At 66.5% G+C, this 22,887-nt stretch carries 14 protein-coding genes and 6 pseudogenes; 10 read left to right on the top strand and 10 right to left on the bottom strand.

Annotation, left to right across the window (positions count from 1 at the left end):
* Nucleotides 1-96: 96 nt before the first annotated feature.
* From PV350_RS29860 to PV350_RS29850, 3 genes and pseudogenes are all read right to left on the bottom strand, one after another.
* Nucleotides 97-1,085, bottom strand: a pseudogene (locus PV350_RS29860) (IS701 family transposase); the annotation flags it as partial.
* 219 nt (nucleotides 1,086-1,304) lie between these two features.
* On the bottom strand, nucleotides 1,305-1,796 hold the full coding sequence (locus PV350_RS29855) for a GNAT family N-acetyltransferase (RefSeq protein WP_500337019.1): 492 nt from the start codon (nucleotides 1,794-1,796) through the stop codon (nucleotides 1,305-1,307).
* Nucleotides 1,797-2,346: 550 nt separating this feature from the next.
* Nucleotides 2,347-2,946 carry a TetR/AcrR family transcriptional regulator gene (locus PV350_RS29850; protein ID WP_500337017.1) on the bottom strand — a complete coding sequence of 200 codons (600 nt, stop codon included), beginning with the start codon at nucleotides 2,944-2,946 and terminating at the stop codon, nucleotides 2,347-2,349.
* 103 nt (nucleotides 2,947-3,049) lie between these two features.
* Here PV350_RS29850 and PV350_RS29845 point away from each other — a divergent pair, with 103 nt between their 5' ends.
* Nucleotides 3,050-3,751, top strand: a complete 702-nt coding sequence (locus PV350_RS29845; protein ID WP_500337015.1) for an SDR family oxidoreductase — start codon at nucleotides 3,050-3,052, stop codon at nucleotides 3,749-3,751.
* 642 nt (nucleotides 3,752-4,393) lie between these two features.
* Complete coding sequence (locus tag PV350_RS29840) at nucleotides 4,394-5,239, top strand: MBL fold metallo-hydrolase (RefSeq protein ID WP_500337014.1); 846 nt, start codon at nucleotides 4,394-4,396, stop codon at nucleotides 5,237-5,239.
* A 716-nt stretch (nucleotides 5,240-5,955) separates the two neighbouring features.
* On the opposite strand, the gene PV350_RS29835 is transcribed toward PV350_RS29840, so the two are convergent.
* Entirely contained in the window at nucleotides 5,956-8,430 is a 2,475-nt protein-coding gene (locus tag PV350_RS29835) for a SpoIIE family protein phosphatase (RefSeq protein WP_500337013.1), read from the bottom strand.
* 661 nt (nucleotides 8,431-9,091) lie between these two features.
* Here PV350_RS29835 and PV350_RS29830 point away from each other — a divergent pair.
* The gene (locus PV350_RS29830) at nucleotides 9,092-10,177 is read left to right on the top strand and encodes an alpha/beta fold hydrolase (RefSeq protein ID WP_500337011.1); all 1,086 of its coding nucleotides are present in this window, start codon (nucleotides 9,092-9,094) and stop codon (nucleotides 10,175-10,177) included.
* Nucleotides 10,178-10,437: 260 nt separating this feature from the next.
* Here the strand turns inward: PV350_RS29830 and PV350_RS29825 are convergent.
* The 4 genes and pseudogenes from PV350_RS29825 to PV350_RS29810 form a co-directional block, all read right to left on the bottom strand.
* Nucleotides 10,438-10,749 (bottom strand): annotated as a pseudogene (locus tag PV350_RS29825) (transposase); the annotation flags it as partial.
* A 683-nt stretch (nucleotides 10,750-11,432) separates the two neighbouring features.
* Nucleotides 11,433-11,855, bottom strand: coding sequence for a hypothetical protein (locus tag PV350_RS29820; RefSeq protein WP_500337010.1), 423 nt, complete (start codon nucleotides 11,853-11,855; stop codon nucleotides 11,433-11,435).
* A gap of 121 nt (nucleotides 11,856-11,976) precedes the next feature.
* Complete coding sequence (locus PV350_RS29815) at nucleotides 11,977-12,840, bottom strand: alpha/beta fold hydrolase (RefSeq protein ID WP_500337008.1); 864 nt, start codon at nucleotides 12,838-12,840, stop codon at nucleotides 11,977-11,979.
* Nucleotides 12,841-12,963: 123 nt separating this feature from the next.
* Nucleotides 12,964-13,434 (bottom strand): winged helix-turn-helix transcriptional regulator, encoded by a 471-nt coding sequence (locus PV350_RS29810; RefSeq protein WP_500337007.1) that lies wholly within the window; start codon nucleotides 13,432-13,434, stop codon nucleotides 12,964-12,966.
* Nucleotides 13,435-13,483: 49 nt separating this feature from the next.
* Here PV350_RS29810 and PV350_RS29805 point away from each other — a divergent pair.
* Nucleotides 13,484-14,155, top strand: a pseudogene (locus tag PV350_RS29805) (transposase); the annotation flags it as partial.
* 65 nt (nucleotides 14,156-14,220) lie between these two features.
* A pseudogene (locus PV350_RS29800) lies at nucleotides 14,221-15,246 on the top strand (SDR family oxidoreductase); the annotation flags it as partial.
* Between the two features lie 172 nt (nucleotides 15,247-15,418).
* On the opposite strand, the pseudogene PV350_RS29795 reads toward PV350_RS29800, so the two are convergent.
* Nucleotides 15,419-15,574: pseudogene (locus PV350_RS29795) on the bottom strand (IS5 family transposase); the annotation flags it as partial.
* Nucleotides 15,575-15,877: 303 nt separating this feature from the next.
* Here PV350_RS29795 and PV350_RS29790 point away from each other — a divergent pair.
* The 5 genes from PV350_RS29790 (at nucleotide 15,878) to PV350_RS29770 (ending at nucleotide 21,961) form a co-directional block, all read left to right on the top strand.
* Nucleotides 15,878-16,303, top strand: a complete 426-nt coding sequence (locus PV350_RS29790) for a GNAT family N-acetyltransferase (RefSeq protein ID WP_500337005.1) — start codon at nucleotides 15,878-15,880, stop codon at nucleotides 16,301-16,303.
* 118 nt (nucleotides 16,304-16,421) lie between these two features.
* A complete protein-coding gene (locus PV350_RS29785; RefSeq protein ID WP_500337003.1) occupies nucleotides 16,422-18,233 on the top strand; it encodes an NAD-dependent malic enzyme in 1,812 nt (603 codons plus the stop codon).
* Nucleotides 18,234-18,642: 409 nt separating this feature from the next.
* Complete coding sequence (locus PV350_RS29780) at nucleotides 18,643-20,007, top strand: MFS transporter (protein WP_500337001.1); 1,365 nt, start codon at nucleotides 18,643-18,645, stop codon at nucleotides 20,005-20,007.
* A gap of 37 nt (nucleotides 20,008-20,044) precedes the next feature.
* Complete coding sequence (locus PV350_RS29775; protein WP_500337000.1) at nucleotides 20,045-20,629, top strand: TetR/AcrR family transcriptional regulator; 585 nt, start codon at nucleotides 20,045-20,047, stop codon at nucleotides 20,627-20,629.
* 267 nt (nucleotides 20,630-20,896) lie between these two features.
* Nucleotides 20,897-21,961 (top strand): alpha/beta fold hydrolase, encoded by a 1,065-nt coding sequence (locus PV350_RS29770; protein WP_500336998.1) that lies wholly within the window; start codon nucleotides 20,897-20,899, stop codon nucleotides 21,959-21,961.
* Nucleotides 21,962-22,191: 230 nt separating this feature from the next.
* Here the strand turns inward: PV350_RS29770 and PV350_RS29765 are convergent.
* Nucleotides 22,192-22,887: pseudogene (locus PV350_RS29765) on the bottom strand (IS3 family transposase); the annotation flags it as partial.

Raw genomic sequence — 22,887 nt, 5'->3', positions numbered from 1 at the left:
CGGGGACAGGCCCTGAACACTGGCCCGGAACTACACCTTCCTCAACGGAACCTCCTCTCGGTGAGTTCACTCAGCTCAAGCAGCCTCGTGTCGCACGAAACATTCCTCGATCGCCCATCGTCGCCCTGCGACCGTCACCAGTTCATCGATGCCGGTGCCCACCGGGGCATAGCCGAGGTAGTAGGCGATCTCATCGGGCTTGGTGAGGCTGCGCCGGGCCAGCGCCCAGCGCTGGTGTGTGGGCGTGTCGCCGTCGAAGACCTCGATCGCGGGGATCTGGACGGCAGCCCAGTGGTAGATGCGCGGGCCCTTGGCGCCGTTGCCGCACGAGCGTTTCTCCCACGCCTCCTGCGGAGCCTGCGTGAAGAGGTAGTCGATGCGGCCGAAGCGCGGCACGTGCTGAGACTTCGGAACCGCCAGCAAGTAGCCGACGGCGGCTTCCTCCAGCAGACGGCGAAAGCGCCATTCCTGACCGTAGGCGGAATCGGCGGTCACCCAGGCGACCGGCAGCGGTGAGGCGAGCGCGCGCAACACCATGGTCTTGGCGAGTTCGCCCTTGGTGGCGAAGGCCCGGTCTTCGGGGACCTTCGCAGCGCGGCAGCGCTGGGAGTCGTCGGTCCATGACCTGGGCAGATACAGTTCCCGGTCCACCAGGGCCCGGCCGCGGGTGGTGGCGTAGGCGGCGAACACTCCGATCTGGCAATTCTCGGTGCGGCCGGCGGTGCCGGAGTATTGCCGCTGCACGCCTGCGGAGGTGGTGCCCTTCTTGACGAATCCGGTGTCGTCGATGATCAAGACGCCCTCGGCGTCTCTGAGCTGTTCGGCAACGTATGACTGCAGGTCGTCACGGACGCCGTCGGCGTCCCAGACGGCCCTGTTCAGCAGCCGCTGGAGGCCGTCGGGGGTGCGATGGCCGGCGAATCGGCCAGCTGTCAGCCGTTCTTGCGGCCGACCGGACCGAGCAGACCGCGAATGTAGTCACGCATCCTGCGGCGCAGGTCAGCGCGGCCGAAACGATGGCCGACACGTACAAAGAGGTCGTCGAGTTCCTGGTGCCAAGAAGCCTCCGCAAGGTCGTCGATCACGCCGGGAGGCTGCCCCGTGCCCAGCCCGGCCACGTGCCAACTCCACTCGTTGGAGGGGCAGTCCGGCAAGACCGCCCCAGACCAACAATCCCCGCCCTACATCCGAACAACGCCTATCACCAGGCCAGATAGCGAAGCGCTGCTGGAGTACTAGCTGAACACCCACGGGCAGCTCACTTCGTAAAAGCGCGGGTTGGACTCGCAGCAGACCAGTAGTGGTCACGAGTCCAGGTTGTGGTACATGACATGCAGGCCGACCGCACCCAGCGTGGGATGCCGGAACGCGCCGGGAACGGTGCCGATCATGGCGAAACCGAGACGCTCGTACAGCCTGAGTGCCGGCGCGTTGGAGGCCGCAACGGCGTTGAACTGAACGCCGGCGAATTCGCGGCTCCGTGCCCAGTCCAGCAGGTACTCGCCCAACGCCTGGCCGACACCCCGACCGCGTGCTTCTGGAGCGACCATAAAGTTTCCGCTGGCAATGTGCGCACCCGGGCCCGGACGATTGGGGTACATGTTGGAGGTGCCGAGTATGCGCTGATCCTCCACCGCCACTACGACGTGCCCTGGCGGCGGTACCACCCACAAGTCGTGGGCTTGCGCCTCGTTTTGCAGCGGGTCGTAGCAGAAGGTGTCTCCCTTACGAATGATCTGCTCGATGATCGGCCAGACCTGCGGCCAATCCCGCTCGTCGAACGTTCGGATCTCCATCTGCGTGAGACTAGCCAACGGCGAGTGGCGCTCCCACTGGCTTTTTCCGGCGGCCGCGTCGAAGCTCGTTCGACCGCACACACCGCCTGGCGGCGCCGCCACCGACACGGCCCCCGTCGCAGAGTCCGTTTTGATCTAATCTGCCTTGAAGGCAGCGACTGGCAGACCGCAACCCCAAGCGTGGGTCGTTGACGAACTGACCCGCATCGACCCCCACTGGGCCATGGGACTACGGCTGGCAGCGTTACTGCCAATCGGCCCGCCTGCGCCGCAGCAAGGGTGAGCCGCCGACCCAGGCTGGCGACGGACGCGCCTACGGCGCCTGGCTCCGCGATGCCGGCTTCCGTCGGTATCCCATGCGGCTTGAGCAACTGCAGGAACTCGGAGTAGGACTGCGGGTGTCGTCCCAGTCGCTGGCTCGCGGCAGTTCTGGGGATCCGTGATCGTCCACACCTGTAAGCGTGTCTTGGTTCCCGCCCTCCGTGCAGGACCTCTTGTCGGGCCGCGTGCGGGGGCATCCGGGCCTTCGTGGTCCGGCGGTGCTGAGCTGTCAGGACATTCCCGCCGTGTCCAGCAGGGCCGTGGCGGTGGCCGTGGCCAGCCCGCCCAGGCTCTGGGCTTGGGTCATGGCGCGGGCGCTGGATCCGTCGAAGACGACGGTGAGCTGGTGGGCGAGCAGATCGGGGTCGTGCGCGCCACCACGACCGGCCTCCTCGCGGAAGAAGTCGGTGAGCGCGTCTTTGTAGCGTCGGGCGACCACGCTGGCGGGGTGTTCCGGGTTCTTGAGCTCGAACGCGGTCGCCAGGAAGGGGCAGCCGAGGTAGTCCGGTGACGCGGACAGCGACTCGAGGTGCTTGAAGACATGCATGATGCGATCGCGCGGTGGCAGGTCGGCCTCGGCGGCCGGCAGCAGTCGGCTCACGTAGCGGGAACCGGTACGGTCCAGGCTTGCCGCCAGGACGTCGTCCTTGCTGGTGAAGAGCTGGTACATCGACCGCTTGGAGACTCCGGCCGCCCGACACAGTGCGTCGATGCCGATGTTGACGCCTTCCCGGTAGAAGAGCGCGGCCGCGGCATCGAGGAGCCGCTCGCGAGTCGGAGCCGTCGCTGCCGTGGTGGCTACGGGCGAGGCCTGCGCGCTGGAAGTCATAGAAGCGAGCCTACGCCTCGTGTTGCCGACGCGAAACCGATCGGTTTACAGTGTTGGAAACCGATCGGTTTCTGCCGTCGGTCGTCACGCTGGGAGTAGTTTCATGACTGCAATCGCAGGTTCGACCGTTCTCGTCACTGGAGGTAGCCGAGGCCTCGGCCGGGCCCTGGTCGAGTCCCTGTACGACCGAGGCGCCAAGAAGGTCTATGCCACCGCCCGTGACCCCCGCACCGTCACCCACCCCGGCGCGGTCGCGCTGCCTCTGGAGGTCACCGACCCCGCCTCGGTGGCCGCCGCCGCGGGACAGGCACAGGACGTCACCATCCTGATCAACAACGCCGGTGCGGCCGTTGCGGCATCGTTCCTGGCTTCCTCGGTGGACGACGTTCGCCGCGAGTTCGACACCAACTTCTACGGCCCCCTGCTGATGACCCGGGCCTTCGCCCCGGTCATCGAGGCCAACGGCGGGGGCCACCTGCTGAACGTGCACTCGGTCCTGTCCTGGGTCGCTCTCTCCGGTTCCTACAGCGCATCCAAGGCGGCGCTGTGGTCGCAGACCAACTCGCTGCGTCTGGAGTTGCAGCCGCGCGGCATCACGGTCACCGGCCTGCACGTCGGCTACGTGGACACCGACATGGCGGCTCACGTCGACGCGCCGAAGACGTCGCCGAGCAGCGTCGCGGAGCAGGCGCTGGACGGGATCGAAGCCGACGCCTACGAGGTGCTGGCCGATGAGCTCTCCCGCCAGGTCAAGGCGGGCTTGGCAGCCGACCTCGCCTCCTTGTACCCGCAACTGGCCGGCTGACCGAAGCGCCCCGGCGCGACGTCCGATGAGCTTGCTAGGGCGCGTGGCAGCCGACCCAAACGGTGCCGAGATCAGCCGTAGAGGACGTCGCCAGTCCCGGTGCGGCTTATCCCCGACGCAGTCTTCGGATCGGTGAGTAGGCGTTCGCCGTGCCTCCCCGTGCCATACGGCGGTGACGGTCATTCCGCCGCCCGACCCCAATTCGATGTGTTCCGCCGGGAGCTGTCGAAACTGGGGCTGAGTACGGCCGGAGCTACGACGAACGTGCCGACCTCATGGACCTGTCACGTGCACTCGAGCGGGGCCGCACCATGTGCACCCTGGCTATCGGGCTCGCTCGCGCCCAAGCAGTCGGCGCCTCGCTGGTCCAGATCCTCGGAACCACTTTGGACTCCTGGATGGGTGGGTCTTCGTGTAGCCATGGGAGTGCCTACGGCCTGAGGCTCTTTGCGCCACTCCGTTTTTGTTGCTCTTTGCCGCGTCCGGTGGTGCACCAAGACCACTCAACTCGTGTATCTCAGCCGGCTGCCTTGTTGGCTGCGCCCAGTTTTCCCCGGCAGCGTTGTTCGCCGCCCTATCCACCCTTCCCCTACAGCTGCCCGCCCCTGATCCATAGAACGCTCATGAACAAGAGGTAGTGTCATGTCTGCAAAGAGCGCACTCGCGTATGAGGTCTTCATCGCCGACCCGATCCGGCTGAGCGTGCCCGAGCTCGTCCCCAACGGCGACCGTCGGATGTTCTCGCCTCTGTCCTCCACGCTTGTCTACGGCGAGCGTGACGCCGTGCTCGTCGACCCGCCCATGACTTCCGCTCAGGCCGAGGCTGTCGGTGAGTGGATCGAGGCAAGCGGCAAGAACCTGACCCACATTTTCGCCACCCACGGTCACGGCGACCACTGGTTCACCGCCGGTGTCCTGTCCGAGCGATTCGGCGCCCAGGTCGTCGCGACGAACGGAACGATCAAGCAGATGCACCACAACGTGTCGATCCGTGCAGGCTTCTGGGACAAGTTCCTGCCCGGCCAGATCCCGGACACACCGGTCACGGCCGTCACCGTGCCCGGCAACCGGTTCACGCTCGAAGGTCATGATCTGGTGATCGTCGAAGCCGGCCACAGCGACACCGACGACACCAGCGTCCTGCACGTCCCTGACCTCGAGCTCGTGGTCGCGGGTGATGTCATCTATAACGGCGTGCACCAGTTCCTGGTCGAGGCCGGGCACGGTGGCCTGGACGCGTGGCGCCGAGCCATCGGAATCGTCGAAGACCTCGGGCCCCGCTGGATCGTTGCCGGACACAAGAACAAGAAGCTCGACGACGACGCTACTCGCACCATCAGCGAGACCCGCCGGTACCTCGACACCGTCGACGAGCTGCTCCTCCAGCACGACAGCGCTCTCGACTTCTTCAACGCCGTGTTGGAGCGGTTCCCCGAGCGCCTGAATCCAGGCGCTCTGTGGGGCGGAGCCGTCGCACTCTACTCCTGACTGCCACGTAGTCAGTGATCATCCGCGGGCTGGCGCGCGGGCCCGGGGGAGTGGGCGTCGTCGACCAGGCCCCGGACCGTCCCGACCAGCCGGATGTCCCGCCAGCTGGTACGCCGTGGAACGCACACCCAGATCGTCGCCGGCCGCGAGGCAACGCCTATGGGCCGGTGCCTTCGCGCGCGAGCTGCTGCGGCAGCAGTGCAGTTACCGAGGTCGCAGACGTGCTGTCGTGCGTGTGAGTCCGGTGCTGGCGAGGCAGCCGCCGACGAGGTGGCTTCGGTACTTGATCTCGCGCAGGCCGCGACAAAGGGCGCGGATGAGTTGAGCGGGGTGGCGAAGGCCACGTTGGCTTGGCAACGGCGACGGAGCGGGGACCCGATGCCCTCGACCGCGTTGAGTCGCGGAGCGTACGGGGGCAGGCAGTAGACGGTGATCCAGCCGTGGGCATCGATGAATGCCGTGCAAACTCGGCGCCGCGCCGTCGCGGGTGAACTCGAGGAAGGGCGGGTGAGCGCCTACAGTAACCCGCGCAGTGTGTGATTGACGAGGGCCGTCCTGCCGGACGAGCCGATCGGCAGGATCCCCAATCGGGAGATCACCGCGCCAGCACTGAACCGGATACATCGGTCTCTCCTGGAGGAGAGGGAGATTTAACAGGGGTGCCAGGCGGATCTGCCCGTCGGCGCCGTGGCGTTGTTTGCGGCCGTGCCCGGCCGTCACCAGTCGGGGCCGGCGGCTGCTGACGCCGGCAGCGGCAGCTCGGCCCAGATGGTCTTGCCCGTCCGCGTGTGGCGGGTGCCCCAGCGCTGCGCGAGTTGCGCGACGATGAACAGACCACGGCCTCCCTCGTCGAAGAGCCGTGCGCGCCGCAAGTGCGGAGCGGTACTGCTGGCGTCCGTGACCTCGCAGATGAGCTCGGATTCATGGATCAATCGCAGGACGACCGGGGGGCGGCCGTATCGGATGGCGTTGGTGACCAACTCGCTGACCACCAATTCGGTTGTGAAGGCGGCATGCTCCAGGCCCCAGGCGGCGAGTGTGTCACGCGCCAGTTCGCGGCTGTGGGCGACGGCGACGAGATCGTCCGGGAGTTCCCAGGTGGCGACCTTGGCGGCATCCAGTGCCTGGGTTCGCGCGAGGAGCAATGCCGCGTCGTCGGTGCGATGCCCGGGCACGAGCCGGTGCACGAGCCGGTCGCAGAACGGATCCAAGCTCTGCTGGCGGCACACATCGCGCAGAGCGGCGCGCAGGTCGTCGGGGCTGCAGTCAGTGCCCTCGAGGAGGCCGTCGGTGTAGAGGGCGAGGACGCTGCCTTCTGGGAGCTCGAACTCCGCCACCTCGAAGGGCAGCCCGCCCACCCCCAAGGGCGGCCCGGCGGGCACCTCCAGGGAGTCGACCTTTCCGTCAGGAGTGGCCAGCAGCGGCGTGGGATGGCCGGCCCGAGCCATGGAGCAGCGGCGCGACACCGGGTCGTACACCGCGTAGAGGCATGTCGCCCCCACCTCCGCGGGCCCTTCCTCCGCCTGGCTGGTGCCGCCGTCGGCCGCTTCCCGGTCCAGGCGCAGTACCAGGTCGTCGAGTTGGGTGAGGAGTTCGTCGGGCGTCAGGTCCACGTCGGCCAGGGTGCGGACCGCCGTGCAGAGCCGGCCCATGGTGGCTGAGGCCTGGATGCCGTGGCCGACGACGTCTCCGACGACCAGCGCCACCCTCGCCCCGGACAGCGGTATCACGTCGAACCAGTCGCCGCCGATGCCCACGCTCGGGTCGGCCGGCAGATAGCACGATGCCACGTCGACGGCCGCTGCGGTCCGACGAGGTGCATGGTGCGGGAGGAGACTGCGCTGAAGGGCCAGCGCGATGGTGCGCTCCCTGGTGTACCTGCGAGCGTTCTCGAGGTATACGGCTGCCCGCGTGGCCAGTTCCTCGGCCAGGTGCAGATCCTCCTCGTCGAAGGGTTCCGGAGCGCGGTGGCGGCCGAAGATCGCAATACCCTGGGTCACCCCGCGGGCCCGCAGCGGCACGGCCATGAGGGAATGTATGCGGTGTTCGCGGAGGCTGCGGGCCAGCTCCGCGGAACCCGCGGCCCAGGCGTCCAGGGCATCTTCGTCGATAAGGAGGTCCTTCAGGCCGTGTCCGGCTGCCAACGCCCGGCCGGGTGGCGAGTTCTCGTGGAAGGTGTGCCGGGTGCCCAGCGGCACGACCGACTCCGGGCAGTCCGGCAGCACGGACCGCTGGGCGGTCCGGCGGAGGGCCGGCTCACCATGCTGGTCGACGGTTGCGTCTCCCAGGAGCACGCTGTCCAGAAGGTCCACGACGGCGAAATCGGCGAAGTGCTCAGCGGCGACCTGGGCCAGCTCGTCCGCAATGCGTTCCAGGTCGAGCGTGGTGCCGATGCGTGCGCCGGCATCATTCAGGACGCTCAGCCGCTGACGGGCCCGGAACTGGTCGGTTGCGTCGATCGCGGCCAGGGACACACCCCACACCCGGCCTGCGGGGTCCACCACGGGATACATCACACTCAGCCATGCGTGGGTGCGGTCCTCACCGGGTGTCCGCAGATAACCCTCGATCGTCTCCTCCCGACCGGTGCGCAGAACACGCTGTGCCGCCTCGTCGAAGCCTTCCGTACCCGCCATAAGCAGACCGGGCTCGTACTCTCCCATGCGCAGCCCCAGTGGCAACGGTTCCATGACCCGCTCCATCGCCGCGTTCACCGCCACCCGTAGACCCCGCCGGTCGAACAGGGACATGGCCAGCGGCATCTGATCGAGGGCCCACTGCTTGAGTTCGGCCATCTCGGGCGCATCTTCGTCGGCCGTGCCGGTCCGGGCGGTCGGCCCCAGCCCGCGGAGTGTGACCAGCCACCGTACGTCTTCGGCGTCGTCACCGTGTGGCCGCGCGACGGCCCACACCGGCAACCGGCGACCGTTGCCGCACCGCACCACGAACCGGCCGCTGAATGGGGTCCGCTCTGCCCAGTGGGACCACGCATCGCCGGTAACAGCCTCGGCCAACAGCTCTGCGGCCCGTCGCCCGACCGCCTCCCCCTGTTCATATCCGAGCAGATCACAAGCGTCGGTGCTCCAGACGGTTACCACTCCCTCGGCGTCGAGCTCCACGGATGCGGATACGCCGTCCGTCGAGCCCGCCGCATTGCGAGAACCAGCCGCTGCAGCGATGTTCTCGTTCATCGAAGCCTTCTCCGGTGTGCTGAGGCCACTGTCCCGCGCGCGTCGTCGCCGTCACTCCCAGCCTGCGCCTGTCTCAGTGCTTTCTCAACGAGTCGACCAAGCGATCCTCCGACGACCCCTGTGGTGAAGCCGGGCATCCTCGTGGCTGTGCCAGGCCGCCTCCGGCCTGGCACAGAAACCGCCGTCACCTACGCCCAGCGGAGACACGGCGCTCACCGACTGGGCGGCCGTGCTACTCAACTGCCGTGTAGATCGGGCCGAACGCGGAAGGAGTCCAGCTGCCCCGGGGCCTGAGCTGGATTGTCCAAGGTGACCGTTCGAGTACGTGGGGTGAGATGAGAGACTCCCCCGCCCTTGTGGGACTCGCGCCCAACAAGACAGATCTGTCTAACGTGAGGAGGTCTGCTCGGCCGAGTGGGGAAAGTGATCCATGAGCCGCGCATCGGCCTCGAGCGGTCGCCGGACGTGCAGATCAGGCCGAGCGGACGGTGTCCAGCCGCCCCGGAGAGAGTCAGGGTTCGCCGTGTTGCTGATTGCGCATCGTGGCAATTCGGGTGCGAGGGGTAGCGTGTGACGCCCCTCGCCACCTCGTGCCTTGCTCTTAGAAGACAGAGCTGTCTAACATGAGGAAGTCCGTTTCGCCTTATTGAGGAAGTGGCCTATGGGCCGCGCCGTGCCAGATTCGACGCATGACGAGAAACAGCTTCAGGAGGGACTCGTGGGTTCCCGAATGCTCCCGAATGCAAAGACCAACAGGATCATCGCGCTCATCGCGGCGCTGGTAGCCGTCCTGACGGGCGCCGCGATCGCGAGCACCACAGCATGGAGCCAGAGTCGGGAGCATGGCGCCGGGTCCGGGCACTCGACTTTCCGACAAGCGGAACCGCCCCCCGGTTTCCAGTCCAAGTACGCGGAAGTCAACGGATTCCGCATGCACTATGTGCGAGGCGGTAAGGGTTCGCCAGTGGTGCTGATCCACGGTTTCCCCCAGACGTGGACCGAGTGGCGGCAGCAAATGGGCCCGCTCTCCAAGAAGCACACCGTGATCGCCGTCGACCTGCGAGGCATGGGCAACTCGCAGGTCACCAAGAGCGGTTACTCGACAGCACAGCTGACCGGGGACGTGCATCAGCTGCTGAAGCAGCTGAAGCTGAACAACGGAATCGAGGTCGTCGGCCATGACGTCGGTTCGTCGGTCAGCTACGCCTACGCGGCCCAGTGGCCGTCGGAGGTGCGCCGCATGGCCGTGATGGAAGCCCCTGTCCCGGACGAGAGCTTCTACACCATCCCGGCTCTGGAAGCCGATCCGAACAAGCCCTCGGCGTGGCACTTCGGTCTGTTCCAGCTGCCTCTCGCCGAGCAGCTCATCGCCGGCCACGAGCGCGCCTTCGTCAAGGGAATAGTCGGCGAGTACTTGGGGCAGAACAAGTCCGCGTTCACACCGTCCGACTACGACTTCTACGCCCACTACCTGAAGCAGCCGGGGCGCACGACAGCCTGGATGAGCGTGTACCGCCAGTTCCGCGAAGACATCCGCCAGAACGCAAAGTTCGCGGCCGAAGGCAAACTGAAGACGCCCATCCTGGCGATCGGCGGCTCGGAATCGTTCGGTGAAGGCATTCCCGCCCAGTGGCGCAAGTACGCTGTGAACGTCGACGGCCGGGTCCTTGAGGGCTCGGGGCACTGGGTAACGGAGGAGAAGCCGCAGGAATTGACAGCCCTGCTGCAGTCCTTCCTGAACACGTAAGTCGGGACATACCCGGCCCGGGCAGCCTCAGGCTCCCACGAGACTCCGGCGGCACTCAGCAGTGTCGCCGGAGCCACGGCACCGTCAGGATCGGCGCGGTAGCGGTCGCACGCACCAAGCGACACGTCAGGGCCCTTGAGCACCGCCGTCTCCCGGGCAAGCGAACACGAGATGGCTCCAAAGAAGTTGCACCGGTGGCAATCACTTTGCGGCACCGGAACACCCTTGCCGCTCTCCAGTGGCCTGACGGTGGCTGGAGAGCCTAGGGCGCGGGTGCCCTTCTCGGTGAACCCGGTGTCGTCGACGAGGACCCCGTCGTCCTCGCGGAGTCAGTTGGCAGCGTATTTCTGCACGTCGTCGCGGATGTCGTCGGGCTGCCAATTCGCACCGGCGAGCAGGTGCTGCAGACCGTCGGGAGTGGAGTGGCCCGCTTGCTCGACCAGTTGCCAGGTGTTCTTGCGGGCCACCGGTGCCAGAAGTCCGCGGACGTAGTCACGCATGCGGCGGCGAAGTTCCAGACTGCCCGCGTCACCGGCTCGGCGCTGCGGCCGGCGGTCGCGGTGGACGGCCAGGCGCTGTCCGGCTCCGCGCACCGACAGCAGTGCCACCGGCACCTGCTGTCCGCCGTCACGCACGCCACTAGTCACCCTTGCCCAGCGGAAGGTGGGGCCAAGACCAACGAGACCGCCACCTTCCGCCAGCTGCTGGAGCCACTTGATTCCTGGGCAGGATCGCCTTCCCGCAATCACGGCTGGCTTTACGCATCCACTGGTGCCGCCAGGAGGCGGTAGCCAGCAGATCCGGGCGACGGTATGCGCCCTCACCAGCCTCGATACCCGCCAGGCCAGTTCCACCGAGCTGCGCGGGTACGTCTGCGGGAACCGGGGAATTGAAAGTTCCAGCTATCGGGAACCCGCGCACCAGAATCACGGTCAGGGATGTGGTGTTCGCCGAGGATGCCTCCGCCGTCCACACCGGTGACACGCCGCGGGCGATGGCTGCCTAGGGAACCTGGCCATCGGCAGGCTGAGACTGCTGGGAACCGACAACATCGCCAAGACCACCCGAGCGATCCGGGACACATCCGAAGACACCGTTTAAATCTCGGGTATCATCGACACCCCGCTCCGACCTGGAATTTGAAGCCGCCCTGCGTGCGGACGGTCGGTGCCTCCGACATCAGCCGCTCAACGATCCTTACGGCGAAAGGTTTTCGAACTCACCAAATGAGATGATGACTTGCTGGATCCGGGCCTCAGGAGTCGGCGGGCAGTTCGCCGCTGTAGAAGCGGTTCGGGCCGAACGTGTCGCCGAATTGTTCCCGCATTTTCGAGGAGAAGTGCAGCATCGAGGTGAGCGGGCGGTGATTGATGGTGACGCTTTCGACCTTGCCCTCGTCGTCGTAATGCACGATGACGACCGTGTTGATCGGGTGTCCTCCAACCTGTGCGGCATATTCCTCGATGAATCCGTCGTCATACCTTCCGGTGAATCGGAAGTCCTGGAATTCATATAGGGTGCGGGCGAAACCGATGACCGCCCGGAGCTTGTCAGCGCCCTGGAGCTCGCCGTTGAGCGCCGTGGCCCTGAGCACGACGTCGTCTCGCAACTGGTTGAGCCATTCCGGGAAGTAGGTGAGGTTCGCCGCCTCGGGAATCGGTTCGTGGATGCTGCTCATGTAGTGCCTATCTGAAGGTGCGGGTGGGTCCGGCCCCGCCCCCTGTCGTTGCGAACTGCAGGGACCGTGTCGTGGCCGCATCCACGGTCGGCGCGGTGCAGGCGAGCCGGACCGGTTGCGGTTAGCGAAGGCCGCCGCTCTCGTGGGTTGTGATGAAGTCGAGCACCGCCTGCGAGAACGCTTCCGGGTACTGGAACAGTGAGCCGTGTCCCGAGTCGGGGTAGAGGATGAGCTGCGAGTTGGGGATCTTCTGGGCCATCAGGAACGAGTTCGGCGACGGGACCATCGCGTCCCGGATGCCGTTGACGATGAGCGTGGGCTGCTCAATCTTGTGCAGTTCCTCCAGGGTCGCGCCCTCGCCGGCCCACCAGTCGTTGATCGCCTTGCGGAGCGCGACTCCGGCCTCGTCGGTGACGTTGGCCCGCTCGGGCCGCTCCGGCGTGTAGATGCGTGCCAGGTAGTTCGCGGTGGCAGCCTTGCCGGTTTCGGAGGTGCTGAACCAGATCGCCTCGAGTATCTCCTGCATGCTGCGGCCAGAGGTGAGCCATTCCTCGATCTCGGGGCCCTGGAGCACTGCTCCTTCGCCGCCGCCTGCGCCCGTGCCGACAAGGATCAGGTAGCGCACGAGGTCCGGCCGCGTGAGCGCCAGGCGCTCCGTGATGTAGCCGCCCATTGAGAATCCCAGCATGTCCGCCTGGGGGATGCCGAGCTCTTCAAGGAGGTGAATCGCCGTGTCGGTCATCTCCGCGATATCGGCCCCGACCTTGCCGTCGGAGAATCCGACGCCCGCGTTGTCGAAGACGATGACGTGGCGTTCGGCAGCGAGTCGCTCGATAACCGAGGGATCCCAGTCATCGATGCTGCCGCGGAAACGACTGAACAGGATGAGCGGCACGCCCGTGCGGTCGCCGAACTCCCGGTACGCGAGGCGGGTGCCTCCGACCTCAGCGTGCTGGATGGGAGTATTTGCATAAAGTGTGGACACGTGAGGCCTTCCAGGAGCATGCGGCGCCTCTAGGCGCCGCATTGACGGGTTGCACGCAACCTGACTAGTGGCTGCGACAGCCAGCCTACACCTGACTCCAGTGAACACAAGCCAGGTGGGGAGTTAGAGGTCCTGGGCGGAGCGAAGGTGCAGTTCCTCCGGTGCAACCGTGCTGCCGTCTGCACGCTGAAAGGCCACACGCACGGGCTCGCCCGCCGCGTCGACGAGGTGCAAGGGTGCCGGATCCTCCTGCAGATAGCAGTTGCCCCACTGCATGAGGGCCAGCAGAACCGGGGCGAGGTCCTCACCGCGCTGCGTCAGCACGTACTCATCCCGCGGGCGACTGCCGGGCTCCCGGTACTGCTGGCGTTCGAGCACCCCCGCCTGCGTCAACTGTTTGAGCCGCGCCGCAATACTCGTTTCCGACATGCCAAGGCGTTCCGCGAACTGATCGAAGCGCCTTGTGCCGTACAACGCCTCACGCAAGATGAGAATCGAGGAGGCGGGGCCGAGTAGATCAAGAGTGCGCCTGATCGAGCAGTTCTCGGGAGACCAGTTAAGCGGCGCCAGCCGGCCGTCAAGTGTCAGAGTCATGACTCCATGCTACGGCTGACCACAGATTACCGAAGTCAGGCGTGCCTCCAACGTCTCGGGTGCGATGCGGTTGATGCACCGGCTGGGTTCTAGCCCGCACATCCCCGGACGACGGGTCGCCGAGCGCGACGAGCGGGCCGTCACCGCCTGGAAGGAGGCGACCTGGGACGAGGTGAAAGAACCCAGGCGGCCTGCGGAGGATGCAACTGCCTCGAGGGCGAGGCAGGCTTCACCCGCCGACCGCCCAAAGGGCGCACCTGGAGCTGGCCTGGACACCCGGTCGTGGCAGTCAGCGGCCAACGCCCCGGACGACTGTCGGTGGCCATGCTGATCGCGATGCGGCCCAGCTCCTGGCCAGGTTGTGTCACCGCTTGTGCACCCACCCCGCTGGCAAAGGCAAGCGCCGCAGCCTGGGCGAACGTGACTTCATCGCGCTGATCGACGGTGTCCACCAGCTCGTCAAGGCCCCGATCGTGCTGGTCTGGGACCGCCTGAACATCAACGTCTCCACGCCATACGCGAGCTTATCGCCGAACGTGCCTGGCTGGCGGTGTCCTGCTCCCCGTCCACTCACCCGACCTCAACCCCGCCAAGGGGGACACACGCCAAACGCGGCCTGGCCAACCTCGCCCTCGACCGCCTCGAGACCCGCGTCCGCAACCGGCTCAAGCGCCTCCAGTACCGGCCCGACACCCTCGACGGCTTCATGCGGCACCCCTGACCTTCAATGCTCCAGCGAGTAGGTCGCCGGGTGGTCCTGCCGTGGCTCAACGCTTACGGACGACAGTGAGGCTTGTAGAGGAGCGCGCGGTGCACGTGACCTGCGGAATCGACTGGGCTGAGGACCGCCACGACGTGGCGGTGGTCGACTCCGACGCCCGGCTGCTCGGCAAACTGAGAATCAGCGACGATACGGCAGGCTTCCACGACCTGCTGTGGCTGCTTGCCGAGCACGGTGACAGCCCAAACGGTCCGATCCCGATCGAGACCTCCCGGGGACTGCTAGTGGCAACGCCGGCCGGCCATGGGCTACCGCTCTCGGTTCGACAGCGGTTCCACCAGCTGCATGGGCTTTCCCTCTTCAACCTTGGCTTCACCGTACTGGAGTCACCATGGTACAGTGAGCTGACTTCAAAAACTGAAGTTAGATTCGAGGGGAGTTTCATGCAGGTTGACGGGAAAGTGGTGTTGGTGACCGGCGCCAGCGGCGGCATCGGCTCTGAACTGGTACGACAACTGCTCGAGCGCGGGGCGGCGAAGGTGTACGCCGGCGCACGCCGTGAGACGGCGCGGCAGGACCCTCGGGTCGTGCCGTTGTCGCTGGACGTGACCAACACTGCGGACATCGCAGCGGTGGCGGACCTGGCAACCGACATCGACGTGCTGATCAACAACGCCGGCGCGTCCGGTGACCCCTCACTGCTGACCTCGGACCTCGAGGACATCCGCAGCACCTACGAGACCAACCTGTTCGGCCCCCTCGCGCTCGTACGGGCTCTGGCCCCGACGCTGGCCGAGCGGGGTGGAGGAGCGGTCATCAACGTCAACTCCATCAGGAGCTGGCTGACCAGGGCCGGCTCCTACGCGCCGACAAAGACCGCATTGTGGGGCCTGACCAACGCCCTGCGCACCGAGCTTGCCGGCCAGTCGACCTTGGTCATCGGCGCGCACTTCGCCTACGTCGACACCCCGATGACCAAGGGCCTGGACGTCCCCAAAACCAGCCCCGGCGACATCGCCAAGCGGATCCTCGACGCACTCGACGCCGATGCCCACGAGGTGTTCGCCGACCAGCTCACCGCCGACATGCACGCCATACTGCCGTCGCTCACCACTGGAACCTTCGCCGCCACGTCCCCATTCACGCCCACAACAACCGACACGCAGGCACCGACCGCCGACGCCGCCAAGTAACCACCGAGGAGCCCCACGACCACCTACCCACCCGCCCAGCCTCAGAGGGGTGCTTCCTCTCACCGTTTCATCACGAACTGGCGGTTTCAGGTAATTGACCGCGCCATGCGGGCGTGTATCCGGCGGTGAGCCTGCGGGTCATGAGGTTGACCATCGCGAGGCGGACCGTGGCTTCGGAGCGGTGCGGGTGTAATTGGTAGCCGCGGGCCAGTCGCCTGTGATTCATCGCGGCGGCAGTAAAGCGCGGCGGCTCACTGTGACCACGCCGCTCGTCGCGGCTAGGCAGACCCGGCATGATGAGACCCCCGCCGCCTGATGATGTGGCGGGACACGGACTGCCTGGCGAATCTCCACGCCTATCGTGCGCGGCAACGTTGCGCGATGGGGATCTCCCAAACGTGAGGGAAGAAGGCCAGCCATGTCCAGTGCAGAACGTGCAAATGCGCCGCAGGTCCGGGTTCTGGGCCAACCAGGAGATCGGCAACGCCTGAGGGACCTCTGCCCGCGCCTGTCCGAGGAGAGTCGCTACATGCGGTTCCACGGAGTGCTGAACGAGATGAGTGAAGTTTTCCTTGATCATCTCATGGACGTCGACCACAACTGCCGGGAAGCGCTGGTTGCCCTGGACGGCGACGAGATCATTGGCGTAGCACGCTACGCCGCTACGTCTGAAGTCCCTCGGCTGGCGGAGATTAGCGTACTCGTGGCAGACGCCTGGCAGCGCCAGGGGGTTGCACGAGACCTGCTCATCAGGTTGAGGGACACCGCGCTTCAGCGTGGCATTCTACTCTTCAAGGCGTCCGTGCTTCCTACTAACGACCGCGCCCAGCAACTCCTCAGCGTTCTAGCACCGGACCACCTTGTACTCCACCAGCCCGACGGCTTGGAGTTCCGCTGGAGTCATCTCGCAGCGACGCCCTTCCAAGCATTTCCGTCGTCCTGCGCATCAACGTAATGCCAGCCGCCAGCGACGACCCTCCTCCTGCGCAATCCGGCAACGATTCCCCGCCCACGATGAGGTACATGAAGGTGTGCCGACGGCTGCGGCGTTGAGTCCTGGCCACGCTCAGCTGATGCCCGAGGTGGAAACCGCCGAAATCGAGGGGCAGATCAGGAATGGGTGTGGGGGGAAGCTGGTCGGCATCCCTTTCCTTCTCACCGCGTCACCCTGGAGTCGAGTCATGGTCGAGCAACTACAGCAGTCGGCACCTGTCCTTGAGACCACCGATCGCGGACGGGCGGTGCTGACCAATCCCCGCCTGAACCGCGGCACCGCGTTCACGCTGGAGCAGCGGCGTGAGCTGGATCTGGTGGGTCTGGTTCCCGCGCAGGTGCTAACCCTTGAACAGCAGGGGGAGCGGGCGTATCAGCAGTACCGCGCGCAGCCTTCCGATCTGGCCAAGCACGTGTACCTGAGCGCGCTGCACGACCGTAACGAGGTGCTGTTCTATCGGCTGATCGGCGACCACCTGGCGGAGATGCTGCCCATCGTCTACACCCCTACCGTGGGCACCGCAATTGAGCGCTACAGCTTCGAATACCGCCGTCCCCGCGGCATCTACTTGAGCGCCGACGCCCCCGAGGACATCGAACGCTCCCTTCGCGCCTCAGGTCTCGGCTCGGATGACGTGGACCTCATTGTCGCCACAGACGGCGAAGCCGTTCTCGGCATCGGCGACTGGGGCGTGGGCGGCATCGACATCGCGGTCGGCAAACTCGCGGTCTACACCGCGGCTGCGGGTATCGACCCGCACCGCACCCTCGCGGTGATGCTGGACGCCGGCACGAACCGCGACGAACTCCTCGACAACCCGCTCTACCTCGGCACCCACCACAAGCGCGTCGACCGGGAAACCTATGACTCCTTCATCGACGCCTTTGTCGGTGCGGCCACGACACTGTTCCCGACGGCTCTGCTGCACTGGGAGGACTTCGGCCCGGCCAACGCCCGCCGCATCCTGGAGCGCTACCGGGAGAAGGTTTTCACCTTCAACGACGACATCCAGGGCACCGGCGCCGTCAATCTGGCCGCTGTCCTGTCAGGCGTCGCCGCCAGCAGTCTTCCACTGCGCGAGCACCGCATCGTCGTCTTCGGCGCCGGCACCGCAGGCATCGGCATCGCCGACCAGCTGCGTGACGCCCTCATCGCCGACGGCTTGAGCCCCGAGCAGGCCACCGCCCGGATCTGGGCACTGGACCGTCACGGACTGCTCACTGAGAACCAGACCGGCACCCAAGACTTCCAACTGCGCTACACCCGCCCCTCGGTCGACGTCGAGGGCTGGCAGTACGACGATACGGTCGGCGGCATCCCGCTGGCCGCAGTCGTCGCACGGGTGCGGCCCACCATCTTGATCGGCACCTCCGGCCAGAGCGGCGCCTTCACCGAGGACATCGTCCGCACCATGGCCGCACACGTCGACCGGCCGATTATCCTGCCCATGTCCAATCCCACCCGCCTAGCCGAGGCCGTCCCCGCCGACCTCCTGGCATGGTCCGAAGGCCGCGCCCTGATCGCCACAGGCAGCCCGTTTGGTCCGGTCGACCACGAGGGCGTCGTCTACCAGGTCGGGCAGGCGAACAACGCGCTGGTCTTCCCCGGTCTCGGCCTGGGCGCCCTGGTTGCCGGCGCTGACCGCGTCACCGACACCATGCTCACCGCGGCCGCGCACGCCGTCGCCGCACAGACCGACGCCACCACCGCCGGCGCGCCCATCCTGCCCCTGATCACGCAACTCCACGAGACGTCCGTCGCCGTCGCCATCGCCGTGGCCGAGGCCGCCGCGGACGACGGTGTCGCCCATACCGCAGTCGACGAGCGCATCGAAGAGCGCGTCCGGGCCGCCATGTGGCACCCGTCCTACCGGCCCATCACGGCAGTCTGATCCGCGGCTCCAACCTCGTGGCGAAGCCCGCCGAAAGAGGTCGGCATTGTGGGCGCGTCGCGACGGGGCATGCGTTCTCCCTGATCAGGGCCGTTCGCAACCACCAATAGAGCTCAAGCGGTCCGTAGGGGTTCACGTGGGTCCAGAACAGCGGAGACAGCGGGCGGTCGGCCTTGGTGCCCGCTGGCCGATGTCGCTGTCGGAGGGCGTCCGGTGCTCGTCGAGCGTCGGTGCGAAGGATGTTCTGTGACAGGCCGGCTGAGGTCGACGGACGTATTGGATAACACGTGGTGACCATTCGAGCGCGAGGCGTCGCATGCGACATGCCTCACCGTCGCAGCCCTCGCGCCTGAAAGACAGATCTGTCTAGTATGGGGTTGTCAGTCTCGCCCTATTGAGAAAGTGATCCATGAGTCGCGCGTCCGCCAAGCCTCCCCCCGTCTCTCCGGTCGGCCCCATCAAGCAGCTCCCCGCGCACGCAGCCGCACGACGCCGAATCCTGAGCCTGGGACCCAAGGCCTCTATGGGCGTGCTGGCCTCGATCCTCATGTCCCTCCTGGGATCGTCCAGTGCGCCGACTCCTCTCTATGCGATCTACCAGCAGCACTGGGGCTTTTCACCCATCACCGTCACCGTCGTTTTCGGCGTATACGCGGTGGCCGTGCTCTCCTCACTCCTGATCTTCGGAAGGATTTCCGACCAGGTTGGCCGGCGCCCGGTTCTAGTGGCGGCCCTGATCGTGCAGGCGCTGGCCATGGTTGTATTCATCACCGCCGGGGGTGTGGGCGCTTTGTTGACCGCCCGTGTCCTCCAGGGACTGAGCGCGGGCGCAGCCGTCGGCGCGCTCGGCGCCGGAATGCTTGACATCGATGTGCGCAGGGGCGGTTTCCTCAACTCCTTCACACCCATGCTGGGAACTGCATGCGGAGTCTTTGCCGCCGGACTGATCGTGCAGTACCTGCCGGCACCCACCCGTCTCGTCTATATGGTGCTGCTCGGGGTCTTCGTATTGCAGGCACTGGCCGCCCTCACCTTGAACGAGACGGTTAGCCGCAAACCGGGCGCACTGGCCCGCATGCTCCCCGAGTTCAAGCTGCCAAGGTCGGCGCGAGCGTCCGTGGCGATCGCCGCGCCCGTGATGTTCGCGGTGTGGGCACTGAACGGCCTGTACGGCGCACTGGGACCGGCCATTACGCGGACCCTGGTCCACTCCACCTCCGTGGTGTGGGGAGGGCTGCCCGTACTTGTATTCACGGGTTCCGCCGGTCTGGCCGTGGTGATGCTACGGAACGCCGGAACGCGGACCATGATGCTGATCAGCATTGCCACACTGATCCTCGGCGTCGTGATCACTGTGCTGTCCATCGCCTCAGGCAGCGGCGGCACACCGTCTGTGATCGGGTTCTTCGTCGGCGGCGCGATATCCGGCGTCGGTTTTGGCAGCGGCTTCCAAGGCGGTATCAGGCTGGTCCTACCGCGAGTAGGGCCGCACGAACGAGCTGGCGTCCTTTCCCTCCTGTACGTCGTGTGCTACGTCGGTCTGGGTGTCCCGGCGGTGATTGCCGGTGTGCTGGTCGTGCACGGCGGTGGCCTGGTTCAGACGTCCAGGGAGTACGGCATCGCCGTCATCGTGCTGGCCCTCGCGGCCCTGATGGGACTTGTGCGCAGCGGCCGTCGTGCGGAGCGGATGTCGGTAATCCAGCCGGAGACCCCCCTCATTGAGGCTGTGCCCACAGGCAGGTCTCAGAGGTCTGAAGGGTCTCTCCGGAGTTAAGCTGAACAGGTCTGTCTAAAGGGAAAGGTGGTAAACCATGGCGGCCAAGGTGTCTGCGCGTGAGCGACTGCTTGAAGCAGCTGATGAGCTTTTCTACGGTGAAGGTGTACAGACCGTCGGCATCGACCGCGTGATCGAGCACGCCGGGGTGGGCAAGCAGTCCCTATACAACATCTTCGGGAGCAAGGAAGGCCTCGTCTGCGCCTACCTCGAACTCCGCTTCGTGCGCAGAAGGGACCGGATCGCCCGCGCCCTGACTCGCTTCCGCACCCCGCGCGAGCAGCTACTCGGCGTCTTCGACGCACTGGGTGAGGCGTTCACGGACCCCCACTTCAACGGATGTCCCTTCGCGCGGGCCACCTCCGAGACGGCCGAGGACAGCGCCGTCCGCAAGGTCGCCGACGATTACCGTGCATGGGTACGTGGCCTGTTCAGCGAACTGGGCGCCGCGTCCGGATACGCCGCCCCCGAGGCGCTGGCGCGCCAGCTCCTTCTGTTGTTCGACGGCGCAGAGCAGTCCGCGCGCATGGACCGCGATCCCTCTGCCGCCACGACCGCCCGTACCGCCGCGGCCGTCCTGTTGGATGCGGCACCGCTCGTGGCGATTTCCCCCACCGAGTAGGAGCTCCGCCACGGCAGGGGCCCCGCTGCCTGACGAGGGTGAGCGTTCCCCCGGCTAGCCCCCTCGCACATCGGCAAACGCCGGACTCACCTGAATGCGGGGGCCCCGGCTCCTGTGCCACAGAACCGCGTCACCGGCTCACCCAGTGACGCGCGGCGGGCGCCCCTTGGACGCCGATCCGGCGAAGTGCCGGACCTGCCGTCCGACCCGGATCACCCGAGTCGCATAAGTCCATATAAATGATGGATACACACAGAGAGATCTCACGTGACCAACATGCACACCTTCGGCAAGGTCCTGGAGGACACAGGCGTGACTACTGCTTCGCCGACCAGGCCGTGCGACCTCCCGACCGCCTCCATCGCCCCCCGGACTTCGGACACGGCGCCGGCGGAGACCGCACTCACGGTCGCCCCCAGCTCCCACACGTCCTTCGCCATGACAAAGCAGATCAAGGCGGGGCTGCTGGACGTCGGCTACGCCGAGCTGGGCCCCGCGCACGGCCCCGTCGTCATCCTGCTGCACGGCTGGCCCTATGACATCCACAGCTTCGTCGACGTCGCACCGCTGCTGGCGGCCGAGGGCTACCGCGTGATCGTGCCCTATCTGCGCGGCCACGGCACGACCCGGTTCCTTTCCTCCCAGACGCTTCGCAACGCCCAACAGTCGGCGATCGCTGTCGACATCATCGCGCTGATGGACGCCCTGAAGATCGACAAGGCCGTGCTCGCCGGCTTCGACTGGGGCTCGCGGACCGCCAGCGTCATCGCGGCCCTGTGGCCCGACCGCTGCAAGGCCCTGGTCTCGGCAGGCGGCTACCGCGTCACCGACGTGCAGGCCAACCTCCAGCCCCTGCCCCCCGAGGTCGAGAGCGACTGGTGGTACATGTTCTACTTCGCCACGGAGCGCGGCCGGATCGCCATGGAGGACAAGACCAAGCGCAGGGACCTGGCTCGGTTTCTCTGGAACATCGTCTCGCCGACCTGGGACTTCGACGACGCCACCTTCGATCGCACCGCTGCGGCCTTCGACAATCCCGACTACGCGCCCATCGTGCTTCACAACTACCGCTGGCGGCTGAGCCTCGCCGACGGCGAGCGTCGCTACGACCGTTACGAGGAGCAACTCGCCGCGCGTCCGGTCATCGCGGTTCCCACCATCGCCCTCGACGCCGGGAGCGACCCCTTCACGGAGCCCGGCAACGGCTCCGCGTACCGGGACAGGTTCACGGGCAAGTACGACCACCGCACTCTGGAAAACGTCGGCCACAACGTGCCGCAGGAGGCTCCGGCGGCGTTCGCCCAAGCCGTCGTCGAAGTCGACCGATTCTGACGTGACCTCGGGGATGGAGTCAGAGGCTCTCCGGCTGGTCGAATAGTGTCTGCGCCGGATCCTGCGGGACGTTTCTGCGTCGGCCTGTTCTTGGCATGCCCGCCCAGCACCGAGGTCTTCGTCTGACGGAGGCCGCCCACCAGGCTTACTCTATGGCTCGGATGGAGCAGTCGAAGGCCGAGTTGAGACTGTCGGCCAACCGGGCCTTGACCCCGGATTCTGGACACGGGTTATGCGGCTGGCGTCAGCGTAGTTGATGTTGTTCGGGATGCTCGTTCGTAGGCGATGGGGCTGCGATGTCCGAGGCTGGAGTGGCGTCGGACGGTGATGTAGCGGTGCAGCCAGCGGAAGAGGTCAAGGTGGGCCTCGCGTGCGGTGTCCCAGGCTCGGCGGCCTTGGAGGGTCTCGCGTTTGCAGGTCGCGTTGAACGACTCGGCGAGTGCGTTGTCCGCGCTGGAGCCGACCGCGCTCATGGACTGGGTGACGCCGGCCGCGTGGCAGGCATCGGCGAAGGCCCGGCTGCAGTATTGGGCCCCGTGGTCGCTGTGGAAGGCGGCGCCGGCGAGGGTGCCGCCGGTCCGTTCGGCCGCGTGCAGGGCGTCGATGACGAGGTCGGCGCGCATGTGGTCGGCGATCGCCCAGCCGGCCAGGCGCCGGGAGGCGAGGTCGATGACGGTGGCCAGATAGAGGAACTTGCCGCCGGTCAGCGGCAGATAGGTGATGTCGCCGACGTACTTCGTGTTCACCGCGGTGGCGGTGAAGTCGCGGCCGATCAGGTCTGGGGCCTTCGCCGCGGCCGGGTCCGCGATGGGGTGCGGTGCCTGCGACGCAGCCGGACTCCCGCGAGATTGATGCGCCGCATCACGCGCGCGATCCGCTTGTGGTTGACCCGCTCGCCCTCCTCGCGAAGCTCGGCGGTGATCCTG

Origin of the sequence: Streptomyces sp. PA03-6a, from assembly GCF_033792765.1 — a bacterium.
Lineage (GTDB): Bacteria > Actinomycetota > Actinomycetes > Streptomycetales > Streptomycetaceae > Actinacidiphila.
This window is presented reverse-complemented; position numbering and strand designations above follow the sequence as displayed.